The sequence below is a fragment of the Pedobacter steynii genome (assembly GCF_900103665.1).
Taxonomy (GTDB): domain Bacteria; phylum Bacteroidota; class Bacteroidia; order Sphingobacteriales; family Sphingobacteriaceae; genus Pedobacter; species Pedobacter steynii.
On the sequence record NZ_FNGY01000007.1, the window covers coordinates 513,387 to 539,012 of the forward strand.

Genomic DNA, 25,626 nt, shown 5'->3' on the forward strand with positions numbered 1-25,626 from the left:
TGTTTATTTAAGCGTCAAATTTATCGAGTAATTTGATGAGCGTTGCAAAGTCTTTCGGATAAGGGGCATCGATCACAATGTCAGCGCCATCCAGCCCTTTAAACACCAGATGTCTGGCATGTAAGGCAAAGCGCTTCATAATCGGCAACTCTTCATCGTCTTTGGCAATGCGGTATCCTTTTTTCATGCTGGAAAGGAAAACCGGTTTTCCACGGTACATGTCATCTCCCGCAATCGCTGCCCTTTGGGTGGCCAGGTGAATCCTGATCTGGTGCATACGACCGGTAATCGGCTTACATTCTACCAGGGTATAATGACGGTAATTTTTTATGGAATTAAATATGGTTTCTGCACGTTTCCCCTCTTTTCTGTCGATGGTAACGCTCTTATTCCCGTCATTGAGGATAGGAAGGTCGATAAATAGCTCGTTAAAAGTAAACTGCCCGTCTACCACTGCGTGGTATACTTTGTTTACTTTACGTTTTTCAAATTGCATCGCTACAGAGCGATAAGCTTCAGGTGTTTTTGCTATAATAATCGCACCTGAAGTTTCTTTGTCTAAACGATGACATACCTGTGCGTCAGCAGAATACTGCTTTGCCAAACGTAATATATTGACCTCGCCTGATCCGCCACGCTCATCCAGCGAGGCTACAAATGGAGGTTTATTTACAACGATATAATCATCGTTTTCGAATAGGATAAGATCTTTAAAAGAAGGATATTTCAATACAGTAAATTTAATACTGTACAAAAATACTAAGAAAGTTCGAATTTATAGCCTACACCCTTCACTGTTGCCACATATCGTTCCCCTAATTTCTCACGAAGCTTGCGGATATGTACATCAATTGTACGGTTGGTTACTACTACAGAGTCTTCCCAAATGTTTTTCAAAATAGATTCCCTGGTATATACTTTTCCAGGTTTAGAAGCCAGCAAGTACAACAATTCAAATTCTTTTTTCGCTAAAACCACTTTCTGTCCGCCTTGAAAAACAAGATAAGCTTCTCTGTCGATCACCAAATCACCAATTTCTACTTTATTATCAGAAACTTCATCTGCACTTGAATTTCTTCTTAATATGGCATTAATCCTACTAATCAATGCCCGTGGCTTAATTGGTTTAGCAATGTAATCATCGGCACCAACATTAAAACCGGCAATCTCTGAATACTCCTCACTTCTGGCCGTTAAAAATACCATAAACGTATTTTTAAACTCCGGAATGGCACGCATTAACCTGCAGGCCTCGATCCCATCCATTTTAGGCATCATGATGTCGAGAATGATCAGATCGGGATGAACTTTCTTAGCAACCGTAATCCCTTCCTGGCCATTACTGGCCAAAAAAACCTGATAACCTTCTTTTTTCAAGTTATATTCTATTAACTCTAAAATATCTGGTTCATCATCAACAATAAGTATCTTCTGTTTTACGGTGCTCATAGCTTTAATTATTTGTTACGAAAATAGGTAATCAATTATAATATACCGTTAGCACAAAGTTAACAAATTGTTAAGAACCTCCTATATATTAACATGAATTTAGGGTTATCGTAAAGTTTTATTTAAGAAAGCCTCCAGCTCTTCACCACGTAGGTTTTTAGCCAGAATTTTACCGTTAGGATCTAATAAAAAGGAACTTGGGATCGCTTCAATCTGGTACAACCTTACCGTCGGACCTTCAAAATCTTTCAACTCTCCGGCATGAGACCAGGCCAGCTGATCTGCAGCAATGGCATTTTTCCAGGCACCAGGATCTTTATCTAATGAAATTCCAAGCACGGTAAAGTTCTTTCCTTTGTAAGTATTGTAGGCTTTTACCAGGTTTGGATTCTCCTGGCGACAAGGCATACACCAGGAAGCCCAGAAATCCAGCAATACATATTTACCTTTGAAATCGGTCAATTTCACTGGTTTTCCGTCCAAACCATTAATGGTAAAGTCGGGCGCCTGCTGTCCGATCTGTAAAGCTTTCAGCTTCGCCATCTTCACCAAAAACTCAGTTACCGCAGCATTGTCGTTGAAACTGCTTTTAATCTTGTCAGAATAAGCCACCATCTCTTTCTCATATTCCGATGGGTTTAATAAGTTAATGGCATAAAAACCGGCCAAAGAACTGGAATTCTCCTGAGCAAACTTTAACACTGCTTTATTCAGTCCTTCGATTTCTTCTGTATATTTTGGCCTCATCTGTTCCATGATCATGTCCCTGTTCTGAGGTTGTGAAGCTACCGTCTCATCAAACTGGGCCTGAATCGCTGCAATCCTTGTCATGTACTGGTGTTTGGTCACGTTCAGCTCCTCCAGTTTATCTGCTTCCGCAGCACCGGATAATTTATAAGCTAAATTCTTATCGGATAAATCAGCAGAGATCTTAATGTCGTCACCGTTCTTGGCAATGATCATATATTCACTATTTCCGGCAGAGATCCTGAAAAAATCTACCCCAGGAGTGCTGTGAGAGAATTTAAACGCTCCTTTTTCCGAAAACACGGTAGAATCTAAAGGCAGCACATTGTCTTTTTGTAAACCAAATAAATAAACTTTACTTTTTGGGGTTGCATTTTTAAATTCCCCGCTGATCATAAATTTACTTTTGTCTTTACATGCAGCAAAGGCAAGGCATAACAATAATAGATAACTGATTCTTTTCATCTCTTTACTTTAATTTATCCTGTAACAATTCATTTATTTTCTGAGCGTCTGCTTTTCCTTTGGCAAGTTTCATCACTTCCCCAACAAAAAGACCTAATACGCCCTTTTTACCTTTTTTATAAGCTTCCACCTGAGGCTGGTATTTCGACAGCACTTCGGCTACAAACCCAGACAACTCATCCCCATTTTCGGCAATCAGCAGGTTTAACGTTGCCGCCAGTTCAGCAGCTACCGAATCCGGGTGTTTGATCAATTCCGGAAGCAGTTGTTGTAAAGCAATCTGCTGGGTAATCTTTTTATCATCCACAAGGTTGATCAATCCAGCGAGTTGTACCGGTGCCAGTTTAAAATCAGCAATGCTGATGCCCTGTTCATTCAATAAAGCCCGGATTGCTCCTGTTAGCCAGTTTACCAGGCTTTTCTTATGGTTTACATGGGCTAAAGCCCCGTTAAAATAACTCAGCAATTCATGATCTTCGGAAAGCATGGCCGCTTCAGAAGCATTCACCCCAAATTCTGCCACCAGACGTTTAGAAATTTCCGCCGGTAATGCAGGCATTTCCGCCTTGATCTGTGCCAGCCATTCATCAGAAATATGGATGGGCGGAAGATCCGGGTCGGGGAAATAACGGTAATCATTAGCCTCTTCTTTAGTCCGCATTGGCGAGGTTGTCCCCTGATCTGCATCAAAATTAAGCGTGCTTTGAATGATGCGTCCTCCCTCGGTAATCACTTGCTCCTGACGGTTAAATTCAAATTCCATCGCCCTGCGCACATTACGGATAGAGTTCAGGTTTTTCACCTCACAGCGCGTTCCAAATTCGGTGGTTCCTTTTTTACGGATCGAGATGTTCGCATCGCAACGCAAACTGCCTTCTTCCATATTGCCATCACTCACATTCAGGTGACGCACGAGCTTCCTCATTTCAGTTAACAAGGCTGAGGCTTCTTCCGCAGAGCGGATATCAGGCTCGGTCACAATCTCAATGAGTGGTACTCCGGCCCTGTTCAGGTCGACAAAAGAATACTGATCGTCCTGATCGTGTAAGCTTTTCCCGGCATCTTCTTCCAGGTGAATCCGGTTGATCCCGATTCTCTTTTCTTCTCCATTGGCCAGGGTAACCATCAGGAATCCATTCTGACAAATGGGCTTATTGTCCTGCGTAATCTGATATCCCTTAGGCAAATCTGCATAGAAATAATTCTTCCGGTCGAAATAATTCAACTGGTTGATTGTACAGTTTAACGCAAGTCCCATACGGACTGCTTTGGCGACCACCTCTTTATTGAGTTTTGGTAACGCACCCGGCAAGGCAAGGGAGACTGCAGAAATGTGTTCATTCGGTTTAGCACCAAAAGAAGCACTATCTGAAGAGAAGATCTTTGTTTGTGTATTCAGCTGTACGTGGATTTCCAGACCAGATACCAATTCAAATTCTGATGAAGAAACTAGGGCATTCGTACTCATTTATCGGCAATGATTTAACTTAAATTTCGATGGATTAGATAGACAAATATAACCAATTGTGCGTTACATAAGCATGTTCACCGTATTATTACCATTGCCAAACAGAAAATTCAATCGAACATATTTTCATAGGTCATCATTTTCAACTTCTGTTTTTAACAATTCACTCAGGACTCCTGTCCCTGATTTACCTCACTCGGCAAAATACCGAAATAGCGTTTAAAAGCATCTGTTAAATGACTCTGATGATTGAAACCTACCGCATTTGCAACCTGGCCAATGCTCATTTTCTCTTCCAGGATCAGGCTTTTGGCCTGTTCCATTCTTAATCTCGTAACATATCCATAGATCGTGGTACCGTAGTATTCTTTAAATCCACGCTTGAGCTTAAATTCATTTAAAGCCACTAATTTAGACAATTCTATAATCGTGGGCGGATAGCGGTAACTTTCATCGAGAACTGCTCTGGCATGTTCAATCTTTTTCAGGTCATCCTGCTTGATCAGGTATTTTTCTACCTCTACTCCCGATTGCATCTGCTCTAGCTGCAACATCAGCAATTCCAGAATTTTTGACTCTGTGTGTAAACGCTTCAGCTCTCCTGTCCTTTTGCATTCACAAATGTCATTGATCACCCGCCTCATTTCCCCGGTTACAGACAGGTCTTTGGCCGCAAATGAGGTATATTTTCCCTTTAGAATTTCCCGCACAAAGTCGGTATGCAGCATAGAGTGCTGGTCAATCAAATGAAAATAATAGGATCTGGAAAGCACGAGTAAAAAGTATTTGTATTCAATATCCGGCAGCATGGGATATTTCCCTTTCAGGGAAGGAATGTAACGGATGTTGTGCCTGCTTCCCGTGCGCCTGCTGCTTTTTGCCGCCGTTTTATCTCCTGCAGCATTTGAGCCATAAAAGATAAACTGAGAGGTAATGGTCTCTCCTTCCACCTCGGAAAGCACTTTTACCGGCTCATTAAACTGCATGGTAGAATGCACCAGAAAGAGGCCACCAGCACTCAACTGGTAATTGACCAGCTTCTGTACCGCAGGAATCCGGATGTTAATGTTCTTTTCCGAAAGCGGGGTATTCGGCGCATACATTTCCGGAATCTCTTCTATAAACAACCAATCTTCTGAACCTTCTATTTTCGATTTAATCTTCATGCTTCCTTTATTTACTCATCAGCACATACACTTCATTCATGTATATGGCTTCATCTATCGCCTGCTTAAACGTTTCAAATTCATCATAACAAAAGGCAAAGCAGATGTCGTCATTGGGGGTATGTAAAATGATCCTTTCTTCATCATCGGGAAAGGGAAGACTGTTCTTATGAAAAGGAAGGCTATTGACCACTTCCCTAAACGATTCAAAGGCTTCCTTAGTGAAATTCAACAGCAGGTTATTGTGCCATAAATAATACATTTTACATCCCTGGCAGCTGCTCACTACCGTTTCCCCTTTAGTACTCAATACTCTTGTTTTACACATGCCATTATCAATTAATTCATCATTATTTTTTAAGTTTTAACCTGGAGGTAATCATACCACGAAACCCCTTGTCCATTATTGGATCAGGGGCGATTTTATTTGTATTTTCAGTAACACTCATTTTTTGCTGTGTCCGGGCATTTACTTTAGGTGGCCCGTATATTTCGGCGAACACGCCTTTGAGACATTCCTCTTCCGGGTCACCAAAATCATGGCCGACATCATCGGCAGCAACCAGGTCGGGTAAAAATCCAGTGTAATATTCCCCTTCATTTGCAGCATTCCTGATCAGGAAATTAGAAAGATATAGCGTATACCGGTTAATGTTGATCCCAAAAAAACCTACAGGTTTTCCGTAAGTCCGGCTGCCCACCAGCTTCAGATTGACATAAGGTTTAAAGCTGTTGATCAGCAATTCACTCGCCGATGCAGTCCGGTTACTTACGATAAAATAAATGTTTTTGAGTGATTCCATTCCGCCCTGCTTGCTAAAGTTGCTGGTATTACCTGTAATGCTGAAATCAACATCCGCCATTGTCGCCCTTCTTCCTTTGATGTAAGCCGGATTTCCGTGTTCATCAAAATAAAGCTGTCGCTTTAAAATTGTCCCTTTCCCCTGCTGTAAAAGGGTGTTGAAATGTTTGGCGTACATTACCTTTCCATTCAATGAGGAAGGCGCCATCAGGTTGGCGAGATATTCAGCTGTTTCTACATAACCACCACCATTATAACGAAGGTCTACAATCATATCTGTAGGCTGTTCTGCGGAGAATTTAAGAAAGGCCTGATCTAATTCAGATTTCACGTCATCCAGGCGTTCGAACTTGGCGAGTGACAAGTACGCAAACTTGCGGCCTTCTTTGTTTAATACCTGAGATTTCAGCAAACCATGACTCTTGTACGCGCCTCGAACGACGATGGCTGCGCCCTTACTTCCATCGGGGCGCTCATATGCGATCGATACCTGCGACTCCTTCAGTGCCTGTTCGGCCATCGCAGGGCTGGCTTGCTGCCCATTAACCTCTGTTAAACGAAATCCCCTTAACAGGCCAGCCAGATCTGCAGCAGAACCCGGATTAACTGCACTGATATAAACGGATCCTCCCATTGATGTAGCCTCAAAACCCAGATCATTCCCCTTTGCTCCCAGCGCAATTGCCGCTACCACACTTCCGTAAGTGTTCCCTTCCTGAATAAAAGAATACTTGGGCACTGCGGCAAAAAGTGGTTGTTCATAAGCTGTCCCTGTAACAGGATTCTTCTTCATCTGACTGATGTCGAACAATTCCTGCTTAAAGTTTCCAAAATCATTCCCTGCACCGATATATTTCCTGGGATTAAATTCAGAATAGGAAGGCAAAGCCTCATTCCACAGATAGGTCTGCAGGGAATACAGATAAATCGAATCCAGTGTCAACTCTGCGACCGTCCCCGTCGAAGGAGAGATTGGCCGGTCTTCAGGCAATATGTCCCTCTTTTTACAAGCGGAAATACCAAACACGAGGAGCATTATTCCGGTCAGTTTAAGAGAATTTTGGATCAGCTTCATACCGTTTTATTTAAGGTTTAGGGTACAATGGTCACTGGCGCGGGAAAGTCGACCAATGCCGCTCCGCCATCTGCATAAGCCGTATCCGGAAAATAAAAGTATAAGAAAGAATAAACGCCCAATGGCAGGTCTGAAGGAATTTGTAAAATCCAGCCATCTTTACGCTTTTCCTTTATGATCAATGGATATTCCGTTCCGGTATTTACATCATAAAAACCAATTGCATTCGCCAGATCAGCATCGGTTCCTCCTTTTACATTAATCTGATCGCCACGTTTTAAGGTTTGCGGCTGTTCAAAGGAAATGCTGGTTAATTTGGGAAACAGGAGCTCCGGAGCAAGCTCAAAGTCCTGTTCATAGTTTACCGTACGGTTATTGCTGATTACCTTCAGTCTCCGGTAATCACCAACAGGACCATCAGCGGTAAAAGTAATACTGATCGGATTTACGGTCTCAACTTTAACTTCCGCTTCTTTACCGTCTTTTGCTACTAAAAAGACTTTGATCAAATTGAGGTCGGTGGAGAAGTAATCACCACTAACCGTGACTGAACTTGCTTTGCTCAGAAATGTTTTTCCTTTGTACACTTTAAAGTTTACGCTTCTGACATAAGGCATTACGGAATTAATTTTTGTCTTTATTTTATACGTTGTTATACTTCCATTCTTAGCACGGACGGTATAAGTAGTTCCATCTTTAAAGGCCACCTTTATTCCCGATGCAGGCTGAATCTCCGCACCTTCTGCCACAGTAATCACCGGACTGATAAACTCCGGAATTGCCTGTTCCGGTGGCCAGTACAATACGATTTCATTATTTTCGATCCCTGCCTTCAGCGTTTCACCTTTCGCATCTTTAATAGCAAAATTCACGATATTGGAATAAGGAGAAGGCTGCTGTTCCTTTTTACAGGCCGTAAATGCAAGCATTAAAAAGAAGATCATTAATGGCTTTACAAGAGCCGGCTTACCATACTTAATGAACCGAATTAGTGTCATATATTTTTAGTTGAAATACAGATATTTATTTTTTTATATACATTAGCGCCTTATTAGAGTCTGGCGAAGACTGGTAGCAGCTGCGATGCAGCTGTATGTTGTAAAAAACAATCCGGGATTTGCAATCACCTTGCTTTAAGTTTTATGCTGAGCACCGGGGCTCTTTTTGAGGGACGATATTTGAAGATGGCGTCCCTCTTTTATTTTCTATTTTAATCTTTTTGTATGGAAGTCTACTGTAGTCGTGAACGGACCAGTTGTTCCAGTTGGAGTCACAGCATCCAGTTGTACCACATATACCGCAGTTGCTGCTGCAATTGAAGTATTGTTAGCCACAACAGCATAACGTTGAGCTACCGGAGTAATCACACGGGTAGTTCTGTTATAGTCATACCATCCTACCGTTGTCGTAGAATTGCTTCCTAAAGTGCTCAGTCCAAGAGATACTGATGAAATATCAGTTAAAGTGATGCCACTTACATTGGTTACTGATGGTGAATCATAATAACCTAAAGCGTATCCGCTTAACTTTGTGATGTTTCCATTAAAGTTACTTTCGAATTTTACCTGAGCAGTAAGCGCAGGTGCAGTAGCGTTGTTTAACAAGCTATAGTTAACTGCGGTCCATGCTGTTGGAGATGCTGAAGAATTGGTTACCTGACCTGCTGCTGTTCCATCAACAGGGATTACTGCTTTAGCTTCATTTAAGGCTAATTTCTGATCAGGAGTTCCTTCGTTTTCTTTTTTACAAGCTGTACCTAATACGGCGATCATCGCCACGCCTAGTGTTAATTTTAATAAGTTATTTTTCATAATTTTTTATTTGTTTTTTTAATGGTGATGAAACGATCTTGTTATACATTTCGTTGTATGATCTGTAAGCTCATGATGATTTCATCTTGTTTTTAATTAAGGATAATTATATATGGGAAAGCTTCCCGGATTGTTTTTTTCTATTGTTATCTAGGTGTTACTGTGACCGTCCAGCCGAATGTGGTGGCTGGCCATCCTTCAAATCTGAGTGTCGGTTGATACACCCCTGCAGGGACTTCTTCAGGAACCCTGATCACCGCCTCTGTCCTGTTATAAGAAACGATCGGCAATACTGTTTTCTGCCCTTTAACCATAATGCTGAATTCAGAAAACTGATGAAATACCTCTGCTTTGGTGGTAATCTTGAATGTCTCGCCGGATTTGGCGGTCACCCCGGCATAAGTGACCTGTGGCCTGCCATACACGATTTCCACCGGATATTTAGCTTCACTAACCAGAGAATAAACCTTTGCTCTTAACTTATAGATTCCAGGATCAACAGTTTGAGGCACCTGCAAATTTGCCAGGCGGTATGTTTTTCCGGAGGGCGTTAAAGCCACTCCAATTCCGGTAGTGGAGCTGGCACTTGGTACAAGGGCAATCTCTTTCCCATCTGTTCCCACGAGATAAACCTTGACTTTGGTTACATCTGTAGTGTTAAAATTGCCGCTCACTGCAATAAATCCATTCCCTATTCCCCATTTACTGGTGTTGCCTGCTGTCGAAACCTCGTCCAGCACCAGCGGAGTGATTTGCTGAATGTTAATGATCAGTTTGTAGGTTGAACTGGTCTTATCTGCACCAACAACTGTATAAGTCGTTTTGGTATCCATTACATCAACAGGAACAACCGTCTCCTTCAGAACCGCACCTTCAGCCAGTTTTATTTTAGGGTCAATCACATCCAGCTGGTAGAAAAAAGGAAGATACACCGTAATGGTTTGATCACTTTCGTCAATTACCCCGGTGATTTCTCCATCAGATACAGGGACTTTAAAGGATTCAATTTTACTGTTTGGCTGAGCTGGATAATCAATCTTCTTTTTACAGGCCACAAGCAAAGTGGATGCCGTCAGGCAAAACAGAATAAGTATATGATTTAATTTCATTTTGATATCAGAATTGGTCTTATTATTTAATTTCAAATTTGGTGCTGCCTTTAGGTACCAGTACGTATTCGAAGGTGAAAAACATGTGTGGCGTATCTTTAAACCATTTATCTGCAGTAAAAGCATCTTTGTAACAGCTGATCATTTTGACTTTCGCATAATTACCGGTAGCAGTACGGATAATGATTGTTCGCATCTCCGGCAAAGCATAGGCAACATGTGTTTTCTGCAGACTTCCATCGCCACGTATGGTACCCCCAAAATCGTACAAATACCAACCTGTACCTTCTCCGAAAGCACCCAGATCATCTGTTCCAACCACATTTCCTTTAGTTTTAAAATCACTTTCCGAGGGTACATCGGTTACTTCCTCGAAGGGCTTTTTCAGGACGATGACCCCTCCTTTTCCACTACCACCATATCCCTGATTGGTTCCGTCAGCACCATTATTTCCGGAAAGAAAACTGTTATAAAGGCCGGTGAATGCGACATCCCAACGTGCAGTCTTGGCATAGGATGCCGGAACTTCTTCTTTATTGTCCAGACTAAAATAAGCAGCAGGCTTAGCTTGTGTAGGGTTTTTATCATCGGTTTCAACCGCCAGATTTTCTACTCGCTGCAGCTTATAAAAGGGGATTTTACCAGATGGTTGCGGAGGAGTTACAGGAGGCTTTACCGTGTCTACCGGATCTGGCTTTTCTGTTACCGGGTTATCATTCTTGGAGCAGGACATGCTGAAGGAAAGCAGCAGTCCCAGCATCAGCATTCCTGTATTTTTCTTTAAAAATTTCGACGTGTTCATCTCTTTCTATAATGATCTTTATTCAATAATTATTAGTCTTTGGTGTTGAGGTTTCTACTGCCATCCTCTTGCACGTAATAGCGGAAAGTAAAATAAGGAGCAGGCCATTTCAGGTCACTCACTGTTGCCGGATTTCCCTTATACATGCTGAACATCTCCAGTTTTGCATATTTTCCTTCCGCAGTGCGCAACACATAGGTTCTGTTTTTAATCGGAACAGCAATATGTGTTTTGAGTTCATAAAAATACCAGCCGTTCCCATTTCCGGAATCCCAACCGGCACCAGTAATCCCGTTTGCGGCAAACTCGGTATCCGCAGGTGCTTCTTTAACTTCATCGTAGGCCTTGTTGATCACCACCATTCCGCCTTTGCCCGGCCCACCGAATCCCAGACTATTCCCGTCTTTTCCATTGTTAACTGAAACAAACGAATTGTACTCCTTTACGAATACGAGATCCCATCCGGACGTTAATTTTTCGGTTGTGGCTACCTTAGCACCAGTTTTAAAGCTGAAATACTGAGGATCAAATTCTGCCCCACCTCCAACAGTTTTCCCAACATCTCCGGGAAGATCTTTAATGATCGTACTCTTCCCATCTACCGGCTCTGGTTTCACTTCATCTTTTGTACAGGAAGCAAAGGCGCAGATGACTGCAAAAAGTACGATTGTTGATTTTAACTTATTCTTCATATCTATTGTGCTATTTTTCCTTAAAAAATCTCCAGCTGATTCCAGCCAAAATGGCTCTTCCCTGCTGTCCGGGCATTAATTGATTCCGATAATCCATCAGGTTATCAGCAGTCAGCTGCAACTGCAGGTGTTTATGATAAAAAGCCTTCTGGATGGCCACGTTAAACAGGAAGTATGCAGGCACGAAAGTATCGTACTGATCGATAAACAAGTTTGCCTTATTCCGTTCAGTAAAGCCGTATTTGCTCCTATAATTCACCCTGAATGAACCGCTAAGGCCTGTTTTCACATGCTCATAGGTCACCTTAACATTGGCCATATGGCGGGAGCGGTTAGACATCCCGAAATAATCAGATCTGGTAGATCGCCTTGGCGGATTAACCCCATCGTAGATTCCGGCATATAATCCCGTTCCATTTTTGATGGAATCAACGACCCCTTTATCCACGGCATATAACAGCTGATAACCTGCAGAAAAGTTCAACACTTCAGTTGCTTTCCAGCTCAGGCCAATTTCCGTTCCGGCAGTATAGGCTTTAGCCACATTTACGTAAGAGAAAATCTGCTGGGTATTTGTTTTTTGCGCAACAGCCTCTGCATTGATAAAATTCCTCATGTCGTTATAAAAAACATTGACATCCAGTTTGATCGCATTCAGTGGGCTGAAAGCAAATCCTCCACTATAAGAAACCGAGCGTTCCGGTTTCAACTGAGCAATTCTGGAAGCAATAGGATATACACTAATGATCTTCCCGGCATCCTGTAAGATTTTTAATTCTCTCCAGAATTCCTCCGAACCGAATACAGTATAGCCAGTTTGTACATTTGTAAATACCATATACAACTGCTGAAAATTCGGTGTTTTGAATCCTGTTCCAACGGCTGCCCTGAAGCTGAGTTTTTCTATGGGCTGGTAATTAAGCCCAATACTCGGACTTAGCTTAGATCCGTACTTGTCATGATAATCATACCTGGCCCCTGTTGTCACATTCAGCTTTGGTGCAAGCTGCCAGTCGGCCTGCCCATAGGCAAAATAATTGCTCATGTCTTTTTTCCCGCGGTAGTAGGCGTTGTCCAGCAATTCATAAGCAGCGCCAACACCACCCGTTAAGGTCAATGCGCCAAAAAACCGGTGCATACCCTGTACCTCTGCACGGTGCAAATACTGATTAAACCTGCTTCCCGGCATCACTATTCCGCTATTTAAGTCGGTCACATCCTGCCCGGTCTGATAGCGGGTCAGGTAATACTGCGTTTTTAATCTGGTGCCATTTCTGAAATTTTGATTCAGCGCCACAGATCCGTTCAGGTCATGCTCATCCATCACATCTTTAGCTGGCTGAACCCCATAAGATTGGTTGTTGACAGATTTTCTACCCGCATAGCGTCCATTAAAATTCAGACTGCTGATTTCACTTAACTCATAACGTCCACGTCCCTGAAGCGCATAACTGTCAAACGGAGGTGCAGTTTTGCCTTCCTTCAGGTAGGGATTAGAATTAAATCCGTCCGTCCGGTAATAATTTCCGGACAGGTAAACAGATCCTTTTTTGCCTGCAAAAGGAGTTTCGCCCTCCAGCGTCGCATCCAGCATATTAAAGCTGCCATAGCGCAATGCCGCCATTCCTTGCGGTTCCGTAATATTTTTACGGGTAACGATGTTGATCACCCCTCCCAGGGCTTCGCTCCCAAACAAGCAGGAAGAAGCACCTTTTATAATTTCGATTCTTTCAATATTGGAAACGGTTATCCGGGATAAATCAAAATTCCCGTTGTTCCTACCCACCATGGGCTGCCCGTCAATCATGATCATGGTGTACCCACTGTCAAAACCCTGCATTTGCAGGCCCACTGCCCTATTACCGGAAGCGATGTCGTTCACGATCGACAGACCGGTTTGTTCTTTCAGCACTTCATCCAGTCTTCTGCTCCCCATTTGTTCGATTTCCTTGCGGGTAATCACCGTGCTGGGCATGGCCGTCCTGGTCATGTCGATGAAATTATCCGGATTTCCATGCACTCCGGTTACGCTGACTTCATTTAAGGATTCATTTTTTCGGGTTAACCTGATGGCAACCGTATTCTTTTTTCCTGCTTCTACCACGACTTCCTGTGTATGTGTGCCAAATCCGATCGCAGAAATTTTCAAGGTATACGTTCCCGCATACAGGCGATCGATCTCAAAAGCTCCTTTTTTATCTGTTAATTCACGTCGCATATCCGGCTCTAAAGAAACCGTAATTCCAGAAAGAGGCTTATTGGCGTCATCATATACTACTCCTGTCAATTTCCCTTTCAGCTCCTTTGCCGTCACAGCATTGGTCAGGAAAAACAGCAGCGCCAATAAACAGTTCTTTTTAGAGATGTAGTTGTACATTCAAGTAGCTTATATTATTTTTAATGAGTCTAAATAAAGTAGGCAAATATGCTTAGATTTACTAATATCTGCACAACGAAAAAGGGATTATTTTTAACCTTTTCGGGATAACATTTACGGATTCGGGATATATTATAGGAAGAATTAAAAGAAAAGCAGCATTTACGACACTGCCATACACAAACGCAAACCACTAAAGAACAAGCAATTAAGCCTAAAAAACCACTAAAAACACCTCCATTTCAGCCCCTTAAAGAGAAAACGTACCAATACCGACAATAAAAAAATAATTATTTGGAATGAGTATAATTAAAGGTTTCTTTGCACCGTTATAAATGTCAATACACAATCTAAAAAATGATCAAAACGTTCCAGACCTTTCTATTGGTAATCGTATGTTATTACAATTCTTCCGCAATTGTGCCGAAGCGGATCATCACTTTAAGCGCTGCGCTTACAGAAACGGTAGATGCGTTAGCCTTTGGAAGTCAGATTGTAGCCGTAGATGTAACCAGTATTTACCCCTCCTATGTTTCTAAATTACCCAGAGTGAGCCAGAACCGCGTGTTATCAGCCGAAGGCATCATTTCCTTTTCACCAGACCTTGTCATTGCCCCGGAGGGTGATGTATCTAAAGCCATTGAATATCAGTTAAAATCTGCCGGGATAAAACTCGTCAGCATCAAACAGGAATACACAGTAAAAGGTGCTTCAAAATTCATCAGGGCCGTTGCTGCAGCACTGGAAGTCGCCCAAAAGGGAGAGACACTGGTCAAACAGATGGAAAACAACATGATACAATCATTGGAGTTGGTAAAGAAGAACCCAAAACACCCTAAAGTATTGTTCGTCTATGCCCGTGGAACGGGTGTCATGATGGTTGCGGGAAAAAACACCAATATGGATGCCATGATTACCCTTGCCGGTGGGAAAAATGCTGCGCAGGGCTTTTCAAGCTATAAACCTTATACCACAGAAGCATTGGTCAATGCCAATCCGGATGTGATCCTGATGTTTGACTTCGGCTATAAAAGCCTTGGAGGCATCAATAGTATTTTAAAAATGCCCGGGGTAAGTTTAACCAATGCCGGAAAAAATAAAAGAGTGATTCAAATGGATGGAGAATTACTCGTGAGTTTTTCCGCAAGACTTCCACAGGCCATTAAAGAACTCAACAGTAAATGGTAATTCAGAAGGTAAGTCTCTATGTGCTGCTGACGATAGCCTTATTTTTAGCCGCCGCATTTTCACTCGGACTCGGTGCAGTAAAAATTCCGGTCATTGATGTCATGATTATTCTGGCGAAAAAGATCGGTTTCTTTTCCGGTTCATCGGTTTCCATCCAACATGAGGGTGTTTTAAATATTGTCCGCCTTCCAAGAGTGGTCCTGGGCATTCTTGTAGGTGCAGCATTGGGCATCTCCGGAGCCGCGATACAGGGCATTTTCCGCAACCCCCTGGCAGAACCCGGATTGATCGGAATCTCTGCCGGTGCCTCCTTAATGGCGGTCATCGTGATTGTACTGGAAATGGCCCTTTTTGTAGGATTGAGCAATCTTCTTGGTTATTACCTCTTGGCTTTTGGTGCATTTGCAGGTGCCGGAATTGCGGCCATGGTCGTTTATCAGATCTCGCGGACCGATGGAAAATCCAATGTCGCGACCATGCTGCTTGCCGGAATCGCCATCAATTCCCTCGCCGGTGCATTAACAGGATTGATCACTTATATGGCCGACGACCAGCAGCTGAGAAACATTACTTTCTGGATGCTGGGAAGCCTGGCCGGAGCCACCTGGGAAACCGTCCTCGCCATCACTCCGTTTGTACTCCTGCCGGTATTGATCCTCCCTCATATGGGTAAAGCCCTGAATGCTTTCGCATTGGGGGAAACACAGGCCAATCAGCTTGGGCTTCGCATTAACCGGATCAAAAGAAATGTAGTGATCCTGTCGACCATGGCGGTAGGTGCCGCTGTAGCCGTATCCGGAATCATTGGATTTGTCGGCTTACTTGTTCCACATACGATCAGGCTGCTTGTTGGCGTTGATAACAAATATGTATTGCCTGCATCCGCATTAATGGGCGCTTTAATGCTCACCCTGGCGGACATGCTTTGCAGAACGATCATTGCCCCGATTGAACTTCCTATCGGAGTGATTACCGCTTTATTAGGAACCCCGCTCTTCCTGTATATTTTAATTAAAGACAAGAAAAAACTGACCCTATAATGTTAATCGCAGATCATATCAGTTACGAAACAGGAAAGCGCATGCTGGTGAAGGATGTTTCTTTCAGCATCCGGCCCGGTGAGATGCTCGTGATTTTGGGGGCAAACGGGGCGGGAAAATCGACCTTGCTCCGCATGTTGAGCGGAGAACGAACACCCTCCAAAGGAAGCCTTACCCTGCACGATAAGGAAGTCAGCCATTACTCTTCCCCTGAACTCGCGCTAAAAAGAGCCGTGCTCAACCAGCAAAACATCGTCAATATGGCCTTTATGGCACAGGAAATTGTGATGATGGGCCGTTACCCTCATTATCAGAACAATCCTTCGGCTAAAGACAGGGAAATCTGTGAGGAAGTGATGAAGCTCACCGGAACCACACACCTTGCTGAGCGCTCCTACCTCAGTTTATCAGGAGGAGAACAACAAAGGGTACAACTTTCCAGGATTCTCGTACAGATCTGGGACATCCCCAATGCTCTGCTCCTGATGGATGAGCCCGTTTCAGGATTAGACCTGCAATACCAGCAACAAACTTTAGCCATCGCAAAAGCGTTATCTAAAAGAGGTTTTATGGTGATCAGCATCTTACACGACATTAACCTTGCCGCCCAGTATGCAGACCGGATTCTGATGCTTAAGAATGGCAGGAAATGGTATGATGGAACCGCCTCTGAAGTATTAAACACAAAAAATATTTATGAAGTCTTTGAGATCGACTCTGATGTATTTACCAATCCGAAAACCCTCAAACCCTTCTTTATTCCTAAAAACACAACCGTTAATTTAAGTTCATTATCATAAAAAACCGACCCCATGATTACAGCAACAAACACACTGAAGCAAAAATATGAAGCCTATAAAATCGAAAACCCTAAAAAAAGAATTAGGGAGGCGGCACAGGAACTGGAAGTAACGGAAGCAGAATTACTGATGACCGGACTTGGCGGGCAGGTAATTTTCTTACAGCCTGATTTTGAGAAAATCCTTGAATCCGTAACCTCATTGGGTTATGTGATGGCGCTTACCCGCAACGAGTATTGCGTGAACGAAAGAAAAGGTGTTTACGAAGACATTTCCTTTACACCCCATGCCGGATTGGTGCTTGGTGCAGACATCGACCTCCGTTTATTTCTCCGCCAATGGAAACATGGTTTTGCAGTAGAAGAAGCGGGACGTAAAAGTCTTCAGTTTTTTGATGCCAACGGTACCGCCCTTCATAAAATCTACCTGACAGACCGCAGTAATCAGGAGGCTTATGATCAGCTGATTCAAAACTTCCGCAAGGAAGATCAGGAGCCGGTAGCAATGGAAAGCGCCCCTGAAGCTACCCCTCAGCCGGAACTGGCAGATGCAGAAATAGATGTGACCGGATTTCAGGAAGCCTGGAACAATATGAAGGACAGCCATGAGTTTTTTATGCTCCTGAGAAAGTTCAAAGTGACCAGAACCCAGGCGCTCCGTCTTGCTCCTGCTGGAAGAGCAAAGGAAACCAGCATTGAAGGTTTCAGAAAGGCCATGACGACTTGTTCAGAAAAGCAGGTTCCGGTAATGGTTTTCACAGGAAATGCAGGTTGTATCCAGATCCATACCGGAAATATTACAAAACTAGTAGATATGGGACCCTGGTTTAATGTTTTAGATCCAGAATTTAATTTGCACCTTCGTGAAGATGAAGTTCGCAGCGTATGGCAGGTTGTAAAACCTTCTACTGACGGTGATGTAAATTCTATCGAATTGTTTGACAAAAACGGAGAAATGATTGTTCAATTTTTTGGTAAACGCAAGCCTGGAATTCCTGAATTAGAGAGCTGGCGTGAAGTCCTGAAAGAATCGCTTTAATTATGACAAATACACCCACATCAGATAAAAAAGCCACCATCTTAAAATGGTTAAAGAAAGTCGGGATCTGGGGATTCCTCTTTTTTCTAATCAAAGGGCTCATATGGCTGGCCCTCGGTTATTGGGTTTTAAAATAAAAAATGGCCGGAAAATCTTCCGGCCATTATCGGTTTATTACCGGCCTTTTTATATCAATTGAAAATTATCCTGACTAGTTATGATGCCGGGATCAGATCTGCTGCTTTAGCCAGAACGGATGTTAAACCCTCCTTATTCTTACCACCAGCCGTTGCATAAAACGGCTGACCGCCACCACCACCCTGGATATCTTTAGCCAGTTCTCTGACGATATTTGAAGCATTTAAGCCTTTATCCTTGATCAGGTTTTCTGAAAGCATCACCGTAATTCCCGGTTTATCCTCGATTAACGTCGTAAACACCAGGAAAAGGTCATCTACCAGGTCTTTCACTGCGAAAGCTAAATTCTTCACTGCATCTGCATTTGGCAGATCCACATGGGTAGCAATCAGGTTTACCCCGTTGATCGTTTTAAGGTGATGAACAATTTCATGCTTCAGGTTTGCAGATTGCTCCCCTACTGCTTTTTCCGCATCTTTCTTCAGTTTGGAATTTTCTTCCAGCAATGCAGAAACTGCTGATTTCAAATCTTTATTCCCTTTAAGCAATGCCCTTAACTCGTTCAGTTCCCTGTTCTGGTCTAAAATGAAAGCTTCAGCCTTATCAGCAGTAATCGCTTCAATACGTCTTACCCCTGCTGCAACGGCACTTTCGGAGATAATTTTAAAATATCCGATCTGTCCGGTTGCCTGAACATGTGTACCTCCACAAAGTTCTTTTGAATAATGATCATCAAAAGTAATCACACGTACAAAATCGCCATATTTCTCTCCAAACAAAGCCGTAACTCCACTGGAGATCGCCTGATCGTAAGGGATATCTCTTTGTTCTTTCAAAGGGATGTTCTCTCTGATCTTTTGATTCACCAAATGTTCCACCTGTGCTAAATCATCATCGCTGATCTTTGCAAAATGGGAGAAGTCGAAACGCAGGTAATCCGGATTTACCAGGGAGCCCTTTTGATTCACATGGCTTCCAAGCACCTTTTTAAGTGCCGCATGAAGTAAATGTGTTGCCGTATGGTTGTCTTGCGACAACAGGCGTTTATCTTCGTCTATCACTGCCCAGAATAAACCATCCAGATCTTCAGGTAAAGTATCAGTATAATGAACGATTACCCCATTCTCTTTCTTGGTATCGGTCACTTCCACAAAGAACAAGCGGCTATGGTCTTCCAATCGCCCGGTATCCCCTACCTGACCACCACTTTCTGCATAGAATGGCGTTTTGCTCAGCACAATCTGATATTGTTCTTTGCCTTTTGCACTCACCTTGCGGTATTTTATAATCTGTGTTTCTATTTCAAAATCATCATAACCAACAAAATCCGTCTCCAGCTCTGCATTGACCATGATCCAGTCGCCCGTATCTACAGCCGTTGCCGCTCTTGACCTTTCCTTCTGCATTAACAATGCTTTATTGTATTCCACCATATCAACAGTCCAGCGTTGTTCTCTGGCCATCAATTCAGTTAAGTCTATCGGAAAACCATAAGTATCGTTCAGTTCAAAAGCAAACTCTCCTGAAATCACCATCTGATCTTTTAGGATGCTGTACACCCAATTGTCGTCAAAAGATTTCTCCAGTTCGATGGCATTTTCTGACATCAGCAATTCACCTTGTTTTTTCGTGTAATTTTCAAAACGCTGAATTCCTGTAGCCAAAGTTCTCAGGAAGGAAACTTCCTCTTCCAGCACTACTTTTTGCACGAAATCCTGCTGCAATGCCAGTTCATCAAAGACCCCTTTAAACTGTTCTGCCAATACCGGAACCAATTGATTCAAGAAAGGTTCTTTAAGGTTCAGGAAGGTATAAGCATACCTTACCGCACGGCGAAGGATCCTGCGGATCACGTAACCCGCTTTATTATTCGAAGGCAGTTGTCCGTCAGCAATCACAAAAGAAATCGCGCGAATATGATCTGCCATTACACGCATGGCGATATCGGTTTTCTCATCTGCGCCGTAAACCACCCCTGCATGTTTCGCAATAAACTGAATCATTGGTTGAAACACATCCGTATCGTAGTTAGAAGATTTCTCCTGTAACACACGTACCAGACGTTCAAATCCCATTCCTGTATCTACGTGCTGTGCCGGCAATGGCTGTAGTGAACCATCTTTCAGACGGTTAAACTGCATAAAGACATTGTTCCAGATTTCAATCACCTGTGGGTGATCTGCATTCACCAGATCTTTTCCGCTGACTGCTTTACGTTCTTCTTCGCTTCTGCAATCCACATGGATTTCTGAACATGGCCCGCAGGGACCAGTATCTCCCATTTCCCAGAAATTGTCTTTCTTGTTTCCAAGAATGATCTTTTCTTCAGGAACGAATTGTTTCCAAAGCTCATAGGCTTCGGTATCTCTTGGCAGTCCTTCTTTCTCGTCTCCTTCAAAGATGGAAACATATAGTTTATCCTTAGGGATTTTGTATACTTCTGTTAATAATTCCCAGCTCCAGGCAATGGCTTCTTTTTTAAAGTAATCTCCAAAGCTCCAGTTACCTAACATTTCAAACATGGTATGGTGGTAGGTATCAATCCCTACTTCCTCCAGGTCATTGTGTTTACCGGAAACACGTAAACAACGTTGTGTATCTGTTACACGCGGGTATTTTATAGGCGCTTCTCCAAGGAACAAATCTTTAAACTGATTCATTCCTGCATTAGTGAACATCAGCGTAGGATCGTTTTTCACTACAATTGGTGCAGATGGAACGATATGATGTTGTTTCGATTCAAAAAATTTTAAGTATGCCTGTCTGATTTCCTTAGCTGTCATCCTTCTCTATATTAATGGTGAACAAAATTAAAATTTTATTGCGGTATTCTACTAAAATCCCTTTACATTTGAACACTTTATATAAAAGCCGTAAACCACTAATAATCAAGATCAAACTATGCCTTACAAAGAACGGGAAATTAATAAAATGTATTATACGATGGGTGAGGTGACCGAAATGTTTGGCGTAAATGCATCACAGATCCGCTTTTACGAAAAGGAATTTGATGTTTTGCAACCTAAAAAAAACAAGAAGGGTAACCGCTTGTTTACCCCTGAAGACATTGAAAACTTAAAGATCATTTTCCACCTTGTAGACGATAAGGGCTTTACCCTTAAAGGAGCTAAAGAGCATTTAAAGAACAATACTTCTGAAGTAAAAGAAAACCAAAAGATCATCGCTTCACTGGAGAAACTCAAAGATTTCTTACTAAAGCTAAACGAGGAAATATAAATTATTAGTTAAAATAATTTTTTATTAAACGAAATAATATAGTGATTAGGCATTATGATGCCAGCTTCACTTCGATTATTCTTCCTCCTCATTCTGATATGCTCAGGAATTCCCCTCTCCGCACAGGAAGGGGAACAGGTAAAAGACCTTAAAGAAAGCCTTGCCGAAAATGGGAACGAGGAAGAAGATGTTTCTGACCTTACAGATCAGCTTGATTTTTTCAGGAAACATCCGATAGACCTCAACCATACCCATCCGGAGGATTTAAAAAAGCTCATCTGCCTGTCGCCACTTCAAATCAGCAGCTTTTTCAGGTACCTCTCCCGGAATGGCAAATTAATAGACCTGCTCGAACTACAATCCATTCCCGATTTCGACCTGGAAACGATAGACCGGCTCCTGCCCTTCGTGACTTTAAATCCTGCTACTGCCTACAGCCAGCTAAACCTGAAGAACCTCCGCCAGCAAGGCAGCAATCAAATTATGCTCAGGTATGGCAGGCTTCTGGAACAACAAAAAGGTTTCCGAAATCTGGCCGGAAGCCGATACCTCGGAAGTCCGGATAAGCTCCTGCTGCGTTATAAATATCAATATTCAGATCTCCTTTCTGCATCACTACTTTTGAAGAAAGATGCAGGGGAACCCCTGTTCAATGGCAGGCCTGCTATAGATTTTCTCTCCGGAAATATTGCCCTTTACAAATACCGGCACATCCGCAAGCTGGTCATCGGGGACTATAGCCTGCAATTCGGACAGGGACTTAGCCTCTGGTCTGGATTTTCCTTTGGAAAGGGCCCGGATGTGACCAGTGTGGCGAGTAAAGATGTTGGCCTTAAAGCTTATACCTCCACCAACGAAGGTTCATTTTTCAGGGGCATTGCCGGAACGGTTCAACTCTTCCGGAATTTCTACCTCAGCCCATTCTTTTCTTTCAGAAAGCGTGATGCCAGTCTGAAGGTTATGCCAGATGGAACCATTAGCCTCAGTACCATTAGCGAAAATGGCCTTCACCGGACTCAGACAGAGATAAAAAACAGAAAAACACTTGGTCAGCAGGTGTATGGCCTCGTCCTGCAATACATTAGCGATCAGTTCAGCGCAGGTTTTGTGGGGTATCAATCCAGTTACGGACATATCTTTACCAATGGCAGTGCTGCTTACAAAAGGTATTATTTCGCAGGCAAGAAGCTCAGTAATATGGGATTTCATTACAATTACACCTTCCGGAACGTCTATTTTTACGGGGAGGTATCTCATAGCATTAATGGAGGCACTGCCATTCTTCAGGGCGCGATGGCCAGCATCTCTCCCCGATTATCTGCGGTCTTTGTTTATAGAAATTACGACAAAGACCACCATAACTTCTTTAGTCAGGCGATAGGTGAAGCCTCAGAAACTGCCAATGAGAAAGGAGCTTATCTCGGATTAAATTTTAGTCCGCATTCCCATTGGAAACTCTCTGTTTACATCGATTACTTTAAATTTCCATGGTTAAAATACCGGGTAGATTCCGCTTCTTCCGGATATGAAGTATTGGCGCAGTTAAGGTATACGCCTTCTAAAAAACTCCAGATTACTGCCAGGTTTAAAACTGAACACAAACAACAGAATCCAGATGCCGGAAGCCCTGCACCTTCACTTGTCCCCCTGCTAAAAACAAACTACAGACTGGAATGCAACTGGCAGTTTCATAGAAAATTCAAGTCTCAGCAACGCATAGAACTTGTTCAATACCAAAAGGGCAGTAAAAATGAAGAATTGGGCTATCTGGTCTATCAGGACCTTGATTATTCGCCTTTATCTTCAAAGTTATCCGGCAATGTCAGACTGGCTTACTTTAATACTGCTTCTTACAATTCCAGGATCTATGCTTATGAAGATGATGTATTGTCTGGCTCAGGTTCAGGAGGCTATTATGGAAAGGGCATCAGAACCTATCTAAATGTTCGCTACCGTTTACTAAAGACACTCGACCTTTGGGGAAGGTATGCGCTCTATTTTTATCGGGATAAAACAGTTATTGGTTCTGGTCTGGATGAGATCATGGGGAGCAAGAAGTCCGACCTGAAATTTCAGGTTCGCTATCAGTTTTAGACGATGAGTTTTCAGGATCAAAATGCCTTCAGCTTTTTAAGAATTCTACTCCCTTATGCTGCCGGAATCATCTTTTTCTATAATTTTAACTCCATCCTTAGCAAGATGGTTTTAACCTCGATCAACCTTAGCCTGTTTATCGTCCTGCTGGTGATAAATAGCCGTTATCAGGCATTCAAAGCTTATCATTTCAAAACCTTTACCGGATTCGTTTTCCAATTGCTCTGCTTCTTTTTTGCCGGATTATCCTGCATTAGCCATACCCAATATCTGAGTCCCGATTACTTCGCAAAAGTCCCTTCCGGATATTTAAAGGTCCGGATCAATGATGAGCCTCAATACAAAGGCGATATCCTGAAGTTTAAAGCCCGTGTATTGTTGGCCTATCAGGTCGATGGAGCGCCTGATCAGCAAGGGAAATACCTCCTTGCCAGTCCTGTTTCAGGAACCATCATGGTCGCGATAAAAGTACCTGTTGGAGCGTCATTAAACCTGGGTTACGGGGACGAACTGATCATTCCTTCCCGGTTTTCGGAAATCAAGCCCCCGGATCAACCTTCCGAATTTGATTTTAAGTCATGGCTGGCCACACAAAACATCTATCAGCAAACTTTCCTGAAGCCACATCAATGCCTCAAGACAAAAGGAAATAATGGCAATCCTGTACTGGCATTCGCTTTAGCACTAAGAAACAAACAGGTAAAACGCTATGCCAGTCTGATCAAAAATAAGGAGGCCATCAGCCTGGCTTCCACACTAATTCTGGGTTATCGTGCAGATCTGAGTAAAGAAACCCTGGATATTTATTCCAAAACAGGTACCATTCATGCATTGTCCGTTTCCGGTATGCACGTGGGGTTGATTTACATGGTGCTAAACGTTTTATTAACCTTCCTGAATCGCCTCAAAAGAAAAGAACTATTGAAGCTGATCCTGATCCTTCCAACCCTTTGGTTTTATGCGCTGTTAACTGGTCTCTCCCCTTCCGTACTTCGATCTGTGATGATGCTTTCGGTATTTCTGATCGCTAAATCATCTTCCAGACCGGCCAACAGCTATAATATTATAGCTTTCAGCGCTTTCTGTATTCTTGTTTACCATCCTTTTCTGATTTGGGATGTCGGTTTTCAGCTTTCTTTCTTAGCAGTTACCGGTTTAATTTATCTGCAGCCAAAAATTCAGCAATGCTGGTATATCGAAAACAAATGGCTCCACAAGTTATGGGGACTGATGGCCATGTCTTTTGCAGCCCAACTCTTTACCTTTCCCGCTTCGGTTTACTATTTCCATCAGTTCCCGCTGTATTTTCTACTCAGCAATCTGTTTATTATTCTCCCTATTGCATTGCTGATGTACCTTGGAATCCTTCTGCTGTTTCCTGGTTTTGATTTTTTAGCGCCTTTTTTTGAATGGCTGATCAATTTTACGAATCAGGGACTTCAATGGATTGCAAACCTTCCTTTCGCCAGTTTATCGGGCGTCTGGATCAGCAAGATAGAACTTGTATGGTTATGTTTCGCCCTAACCTTTATGGTCATCGCCTGGGTTCACTTTCAAAAAAAGGCTTTGTTCGCTGCTATCGCATCGTTTCTAATTTTACAAAGCTGCCTTAGTTATGATCAGTTGAGCGCCTACCATCAGAGAAAGATCATCAGATTTAAGATTCCTAAACAACAGGCAACTGCCTACCTGTTTTCAAATCACGCGACGATCTGCACGACCCTAAAACAGGGCGACAAAGCATTTGTATATTTCATACAACCAGCCTTGGATCAACACAAAATAAAGTTCGTAAAACTGGTCCCTCCATGATCCTGATTTTTTGCAAAAAAAAGTAGGCCGGCGATAGATTTCCAGAGCTTCAGCATTATGGTTTGACCTCCATAGAAGCAAGGACCCGACCGCTTGCAGAAAACCGCGTTTTTCACCTGGTTTTTACGCGTTGCTTACCCGCCTTTAACACGCTTCTGACCGAGTTAGCACCGAGTATAGACCGAGGTTAGAGCGTGGTCAGACCTAGCTTAGGTAAAAGCTGTCTTATCCGTGTATGGCTATACAGGTTATTGAATTAATTTTAAATTGACTATACATGCAAATTTGTTATTCCTGATCGGGTTATACAAGTTTG

21 protein-coding genes are annotated in these 25,626 nt (G+C 42.7%); 7 read left to right on the forward strand and 14 right to left on the reverse strand.

Annotation, left to right across the window (positions count from 1 at the left end; genetic code table 11):
* Positions 1-7: 7 nt before the first annotated feature.
* The 13 genes from BLQ87_RS21310 to BLQ87_RS21370 form a co-directional block, all read right to left on the reverse strand.
* Positions 8-730: an RluA family pseudouridine synthase gene (locus tag BLQ87_RS21310; RefSeq protein WP_074610738.1), complete on the reverse strand. Its 723-nt coding sequence runs from the start codon at positions 728-730 to the stop codon at positions 8-10.
* A gap of 29 nt (positions 731-759) precedes the next feature.
* A complete protein-coding gene (locus BLQ87_RS21315; RefSeq protein ID WP_069380689.1) occupies positions 760-1,449 on the reverse strand; it encodes a response regulator transcription factor in 690 nt (229 codons plus the stop codon).
* A gap of 105 nt (positions 1,450-1,554) precedes the next feature.
* The gene (locus tag BLQ87_RS21320; RefSeq protein ID WP_074610740.1) at positions 1,555-2,661 is read right to left on the reverse strand and encodes a TlpA disulfide reductase family protein; all 1,107 of its coding nucleotides are present in this window, start codon (positions 2,659-2,661) and stop codon (positions 1,555-1,557) included.
* A gap of 4 nt (positions 2,662-2,665) precedes the next feature.
* Positions 2,666-4,129, reverse strand: a complete 1,464-nt coding sequence (gatB, locus tag BLQ87_RS21325; RefSeq protein ID WP_074610743.1) for an Asp-tRNA(Asn)/Glu-tRNA(Gln) amidotransferase subunit GatB — start codon at positions 4,127-4,129, stop codon at positions 2,666-2,668.
* Between the two features lie 167 nt (positions 4,130-4,296).
* Positions 4,297-5,295 (reverse strand): helix-turn-helix transcriptional regulator, encoded by a 999-nt coding sequence (locus tag BLQ87_RS21330; RefSeq protein WP_074610745.1) that lies wholly within the window; start codon positions 5,293-5,295, stop codon positions 4,297-4,299.
* 7 nt (positions 5,296-5,302) lie between these two features.
* A complete protein-coding gene (locus tag BLQ87_RS21335; RefSeq protein ID WP_245723899.1) occupies positions 5,303-5,623 on the reverse strand; it encodes a DUF6686 family protein in 321 nt (106 codons plus the stop codon).
* 22 nt (positions 5,624-5,645) lie between these two features.
* Complete coding sequence (locus BLQ87_RS21340) at positions 5,646-7,172, reverse strand: S41 family peptidase (RefSeq protein ID WP_074610748.1); 1,527 nt, start codon at positions 7,170-7,172, stop codon at positions 5,646-5,648.
* A 17-nt stretch (positions 7,173-7,189) separates the two neighbouring features.
* Positions 7,190-8,170: a hypothetical protein gene (locus tag BLQ87_RS21345; protein ID WP_143010513.1), complete on the reverse strand. Its 981-nt coding sequence runs from the start codon at positions 8,168-8,170 to the stop codon at positions 7,190-7,192.
* 207 nt (positions 8,171-8,377) lie between these two features.
* The gene (locus BLQ87_RS21350) at positions 8,378-8,983 is read right to left on the reverse strand and encodes a hypothetical protein (protein ID WP_074610752.1); all 606 of its coding nucleotides are present in this window, start codon (positions 8,981-8,983) and stop codon (positions 8,378-8,380) included.
* A 146-nt stretch (positions 8,984-9,129) separates the two neighbouring features.
* Positions 9,130-10,092 (reverse strand): hypothetical protein, encoded by a 963-nt coding sequence (locus BLQ87_RS21355; RefSeq protein ID WP_074610754.1) that lies wholly within the window; start codon positions 10,090-10,092, stop codon positions 9,130-9,132.
* A gap of 22 nt (positions 10,093-10,114) precedes the next feature.
* Positions 10,115-10,894, reverse strand: a complete 780-nt coding sequence (locus BLQ87_RS21360) for an HmuY family protein (protein WP_074610757.1) — start codon at positions 10,892-10,894, stop codon at positions 10,115-10,117.
* Positions 10,895-10,926: 32 nt separating this feature from the next.
* Positions 10,927-11,586: an HmuY family protein gene (locus BLQ87_RS21365; protein ID WP_074610759.1), complete on the reverse strand. Its 660-nt coding sequence runs from the start codon at positions 11,584-11,586 to the stop codon at positions 10,927-10,929.
* A 10-nt stretch (positions 11,587-11,596) separates the two neighbouring features.
* A complete protein-coding gene (locus tag BLQ87_RS21370; RefSeq protein ID WP_083361985.1) occupies positions 11,597-13,963 on the reverse strand; it encodes a TonB-dependent receptor in 2,367 nt (788 codons plus the stop codon).
* 357 nt (positions 13,964-14,320) lie between these two features.
* Here BLQ87_RS21370 and BLQ87_RS21375 point away from each other — a divergent pair, with 357 nt between their 5' ends.
* From BLQ87_RS21375 to BLQ87_RS21390, 4 genes are read left to right on the forward strand one after another with little or no spacing between them, the layout of a single operon-like run.
* Positions 14,321-15,151: a heme/hemin ABC transporter substrate-binding protein gene (locus BLQ87_RS21375; RefSeq protein WP_074610762.1), complete on the forward strand. Its 831-nt coding sequence runs from the start codon at positions 14,321-14,323 to the stop codon at positions 15,149-15,151.
* Positions 15,145-16,191 carry a FecCD family ABC transporter permease gene (locus BLQ87_RS21380; protein ID WP_074610764.1) on the forward strand — a complete coding sequence of 349 codons (1,047 nt, stop codon included), beginning with the start codon at positions 15,145-15,147 and terminating at the stop codon, positions 16,189-16,191. The genes BLQ87_RS21375 and BLQ87_RS21380 overlap by 7 nt, the downstream gene beginning before the upstream one ends.
* The gene (locus BLQ87_RS21385; protein WP_074610767.1) at positions 16,191-16,991 is read left to right on the forward strand and encodes a heme ABC transporter ATP-binding protein; all 801 of its coding nucleotides are present in this window, start codon (positions 16,191-16,193) and stop codon (positions 16,989-16,991) included. The genes BLQ87_RS21380 and BLQ87_RS21385 overlap by 1 nt, the downstream gene beginning before the upstream one ends.
* Positions 16,992-17,003: 12 nt before the next feature.
* Positions 17,004-18,029, forward strand: coding sequence for a hemin-degrading factor (locus BLQ87_RS21390; protein WP_074610768.1), 1,026 nt, complete (start codon positions 17,004-17,006; stop codon positions 18,027-18,029).
* A 215-nt stretch (positions 18,030-18,244) separates the two neighbouring features.
* Here the strand turns inward: BLQ87_RS21390 and alaS are convergent, their stop codons facing one another.
* Positions 18,245-20,950, reverse strand: a complete 2,706-nt coding sequence (alaS, locus tag BLQ87_RS21400) for an alanine--tRNA ligase (protein WP_074610770.1) — start codon at positions 20,948-20,950, stop codon at positions 18,245-18,247.
* Between the two features lie 118 nt (positions 20,951-21,068).
* Between alaS and BLQ87_RS21405 the strand changes: the two genes are divergently transcribed.
* The 3 genes from BLQ87_RS21405 to BLQ87_RS21415 are packed head-to-tail and all read left to right on the forward strand — an operon-like array spanning position 21,069 to position 25,310.
* Positions 21,069-21,404, forward strand: a complete 336-nt coding sequence (locus BLQ87_RS21405; protein WP_069380672.1) for a MerR family transcriptional regulator — start codon at positions 21,069-21,071, stop codon at positions 21,402-21,404.
* 54 nt (positions 21,405-21,458) lie between these two features.
* On the forward strand, positions 21,459-23,498 hold the full coding sequence (locus BLQ87_RS21410; protein ID WP_245723900.1) for a general secretion pathway protein GspK: 2,040 nt from the start codon (positions 21,459-21,461) through the stop codon (positions 23,496-23,498).
* Between the two features lie 3 nt (positions 23,499-23,501).
* On the forward strand, positions 23,502-25,310 hold the full coding sequence (locus BLQ87_RS21415; RefSeq protein ID WP_074610773.1) for a ComEC/Rec2 family competence protein: 1,809 nt from the start codon (positions 23,502-23,504) through the stop codon (positions 25,308-25,310).
* Positions 25,311-25,626 lie beyond the last annotated feature (316 nt).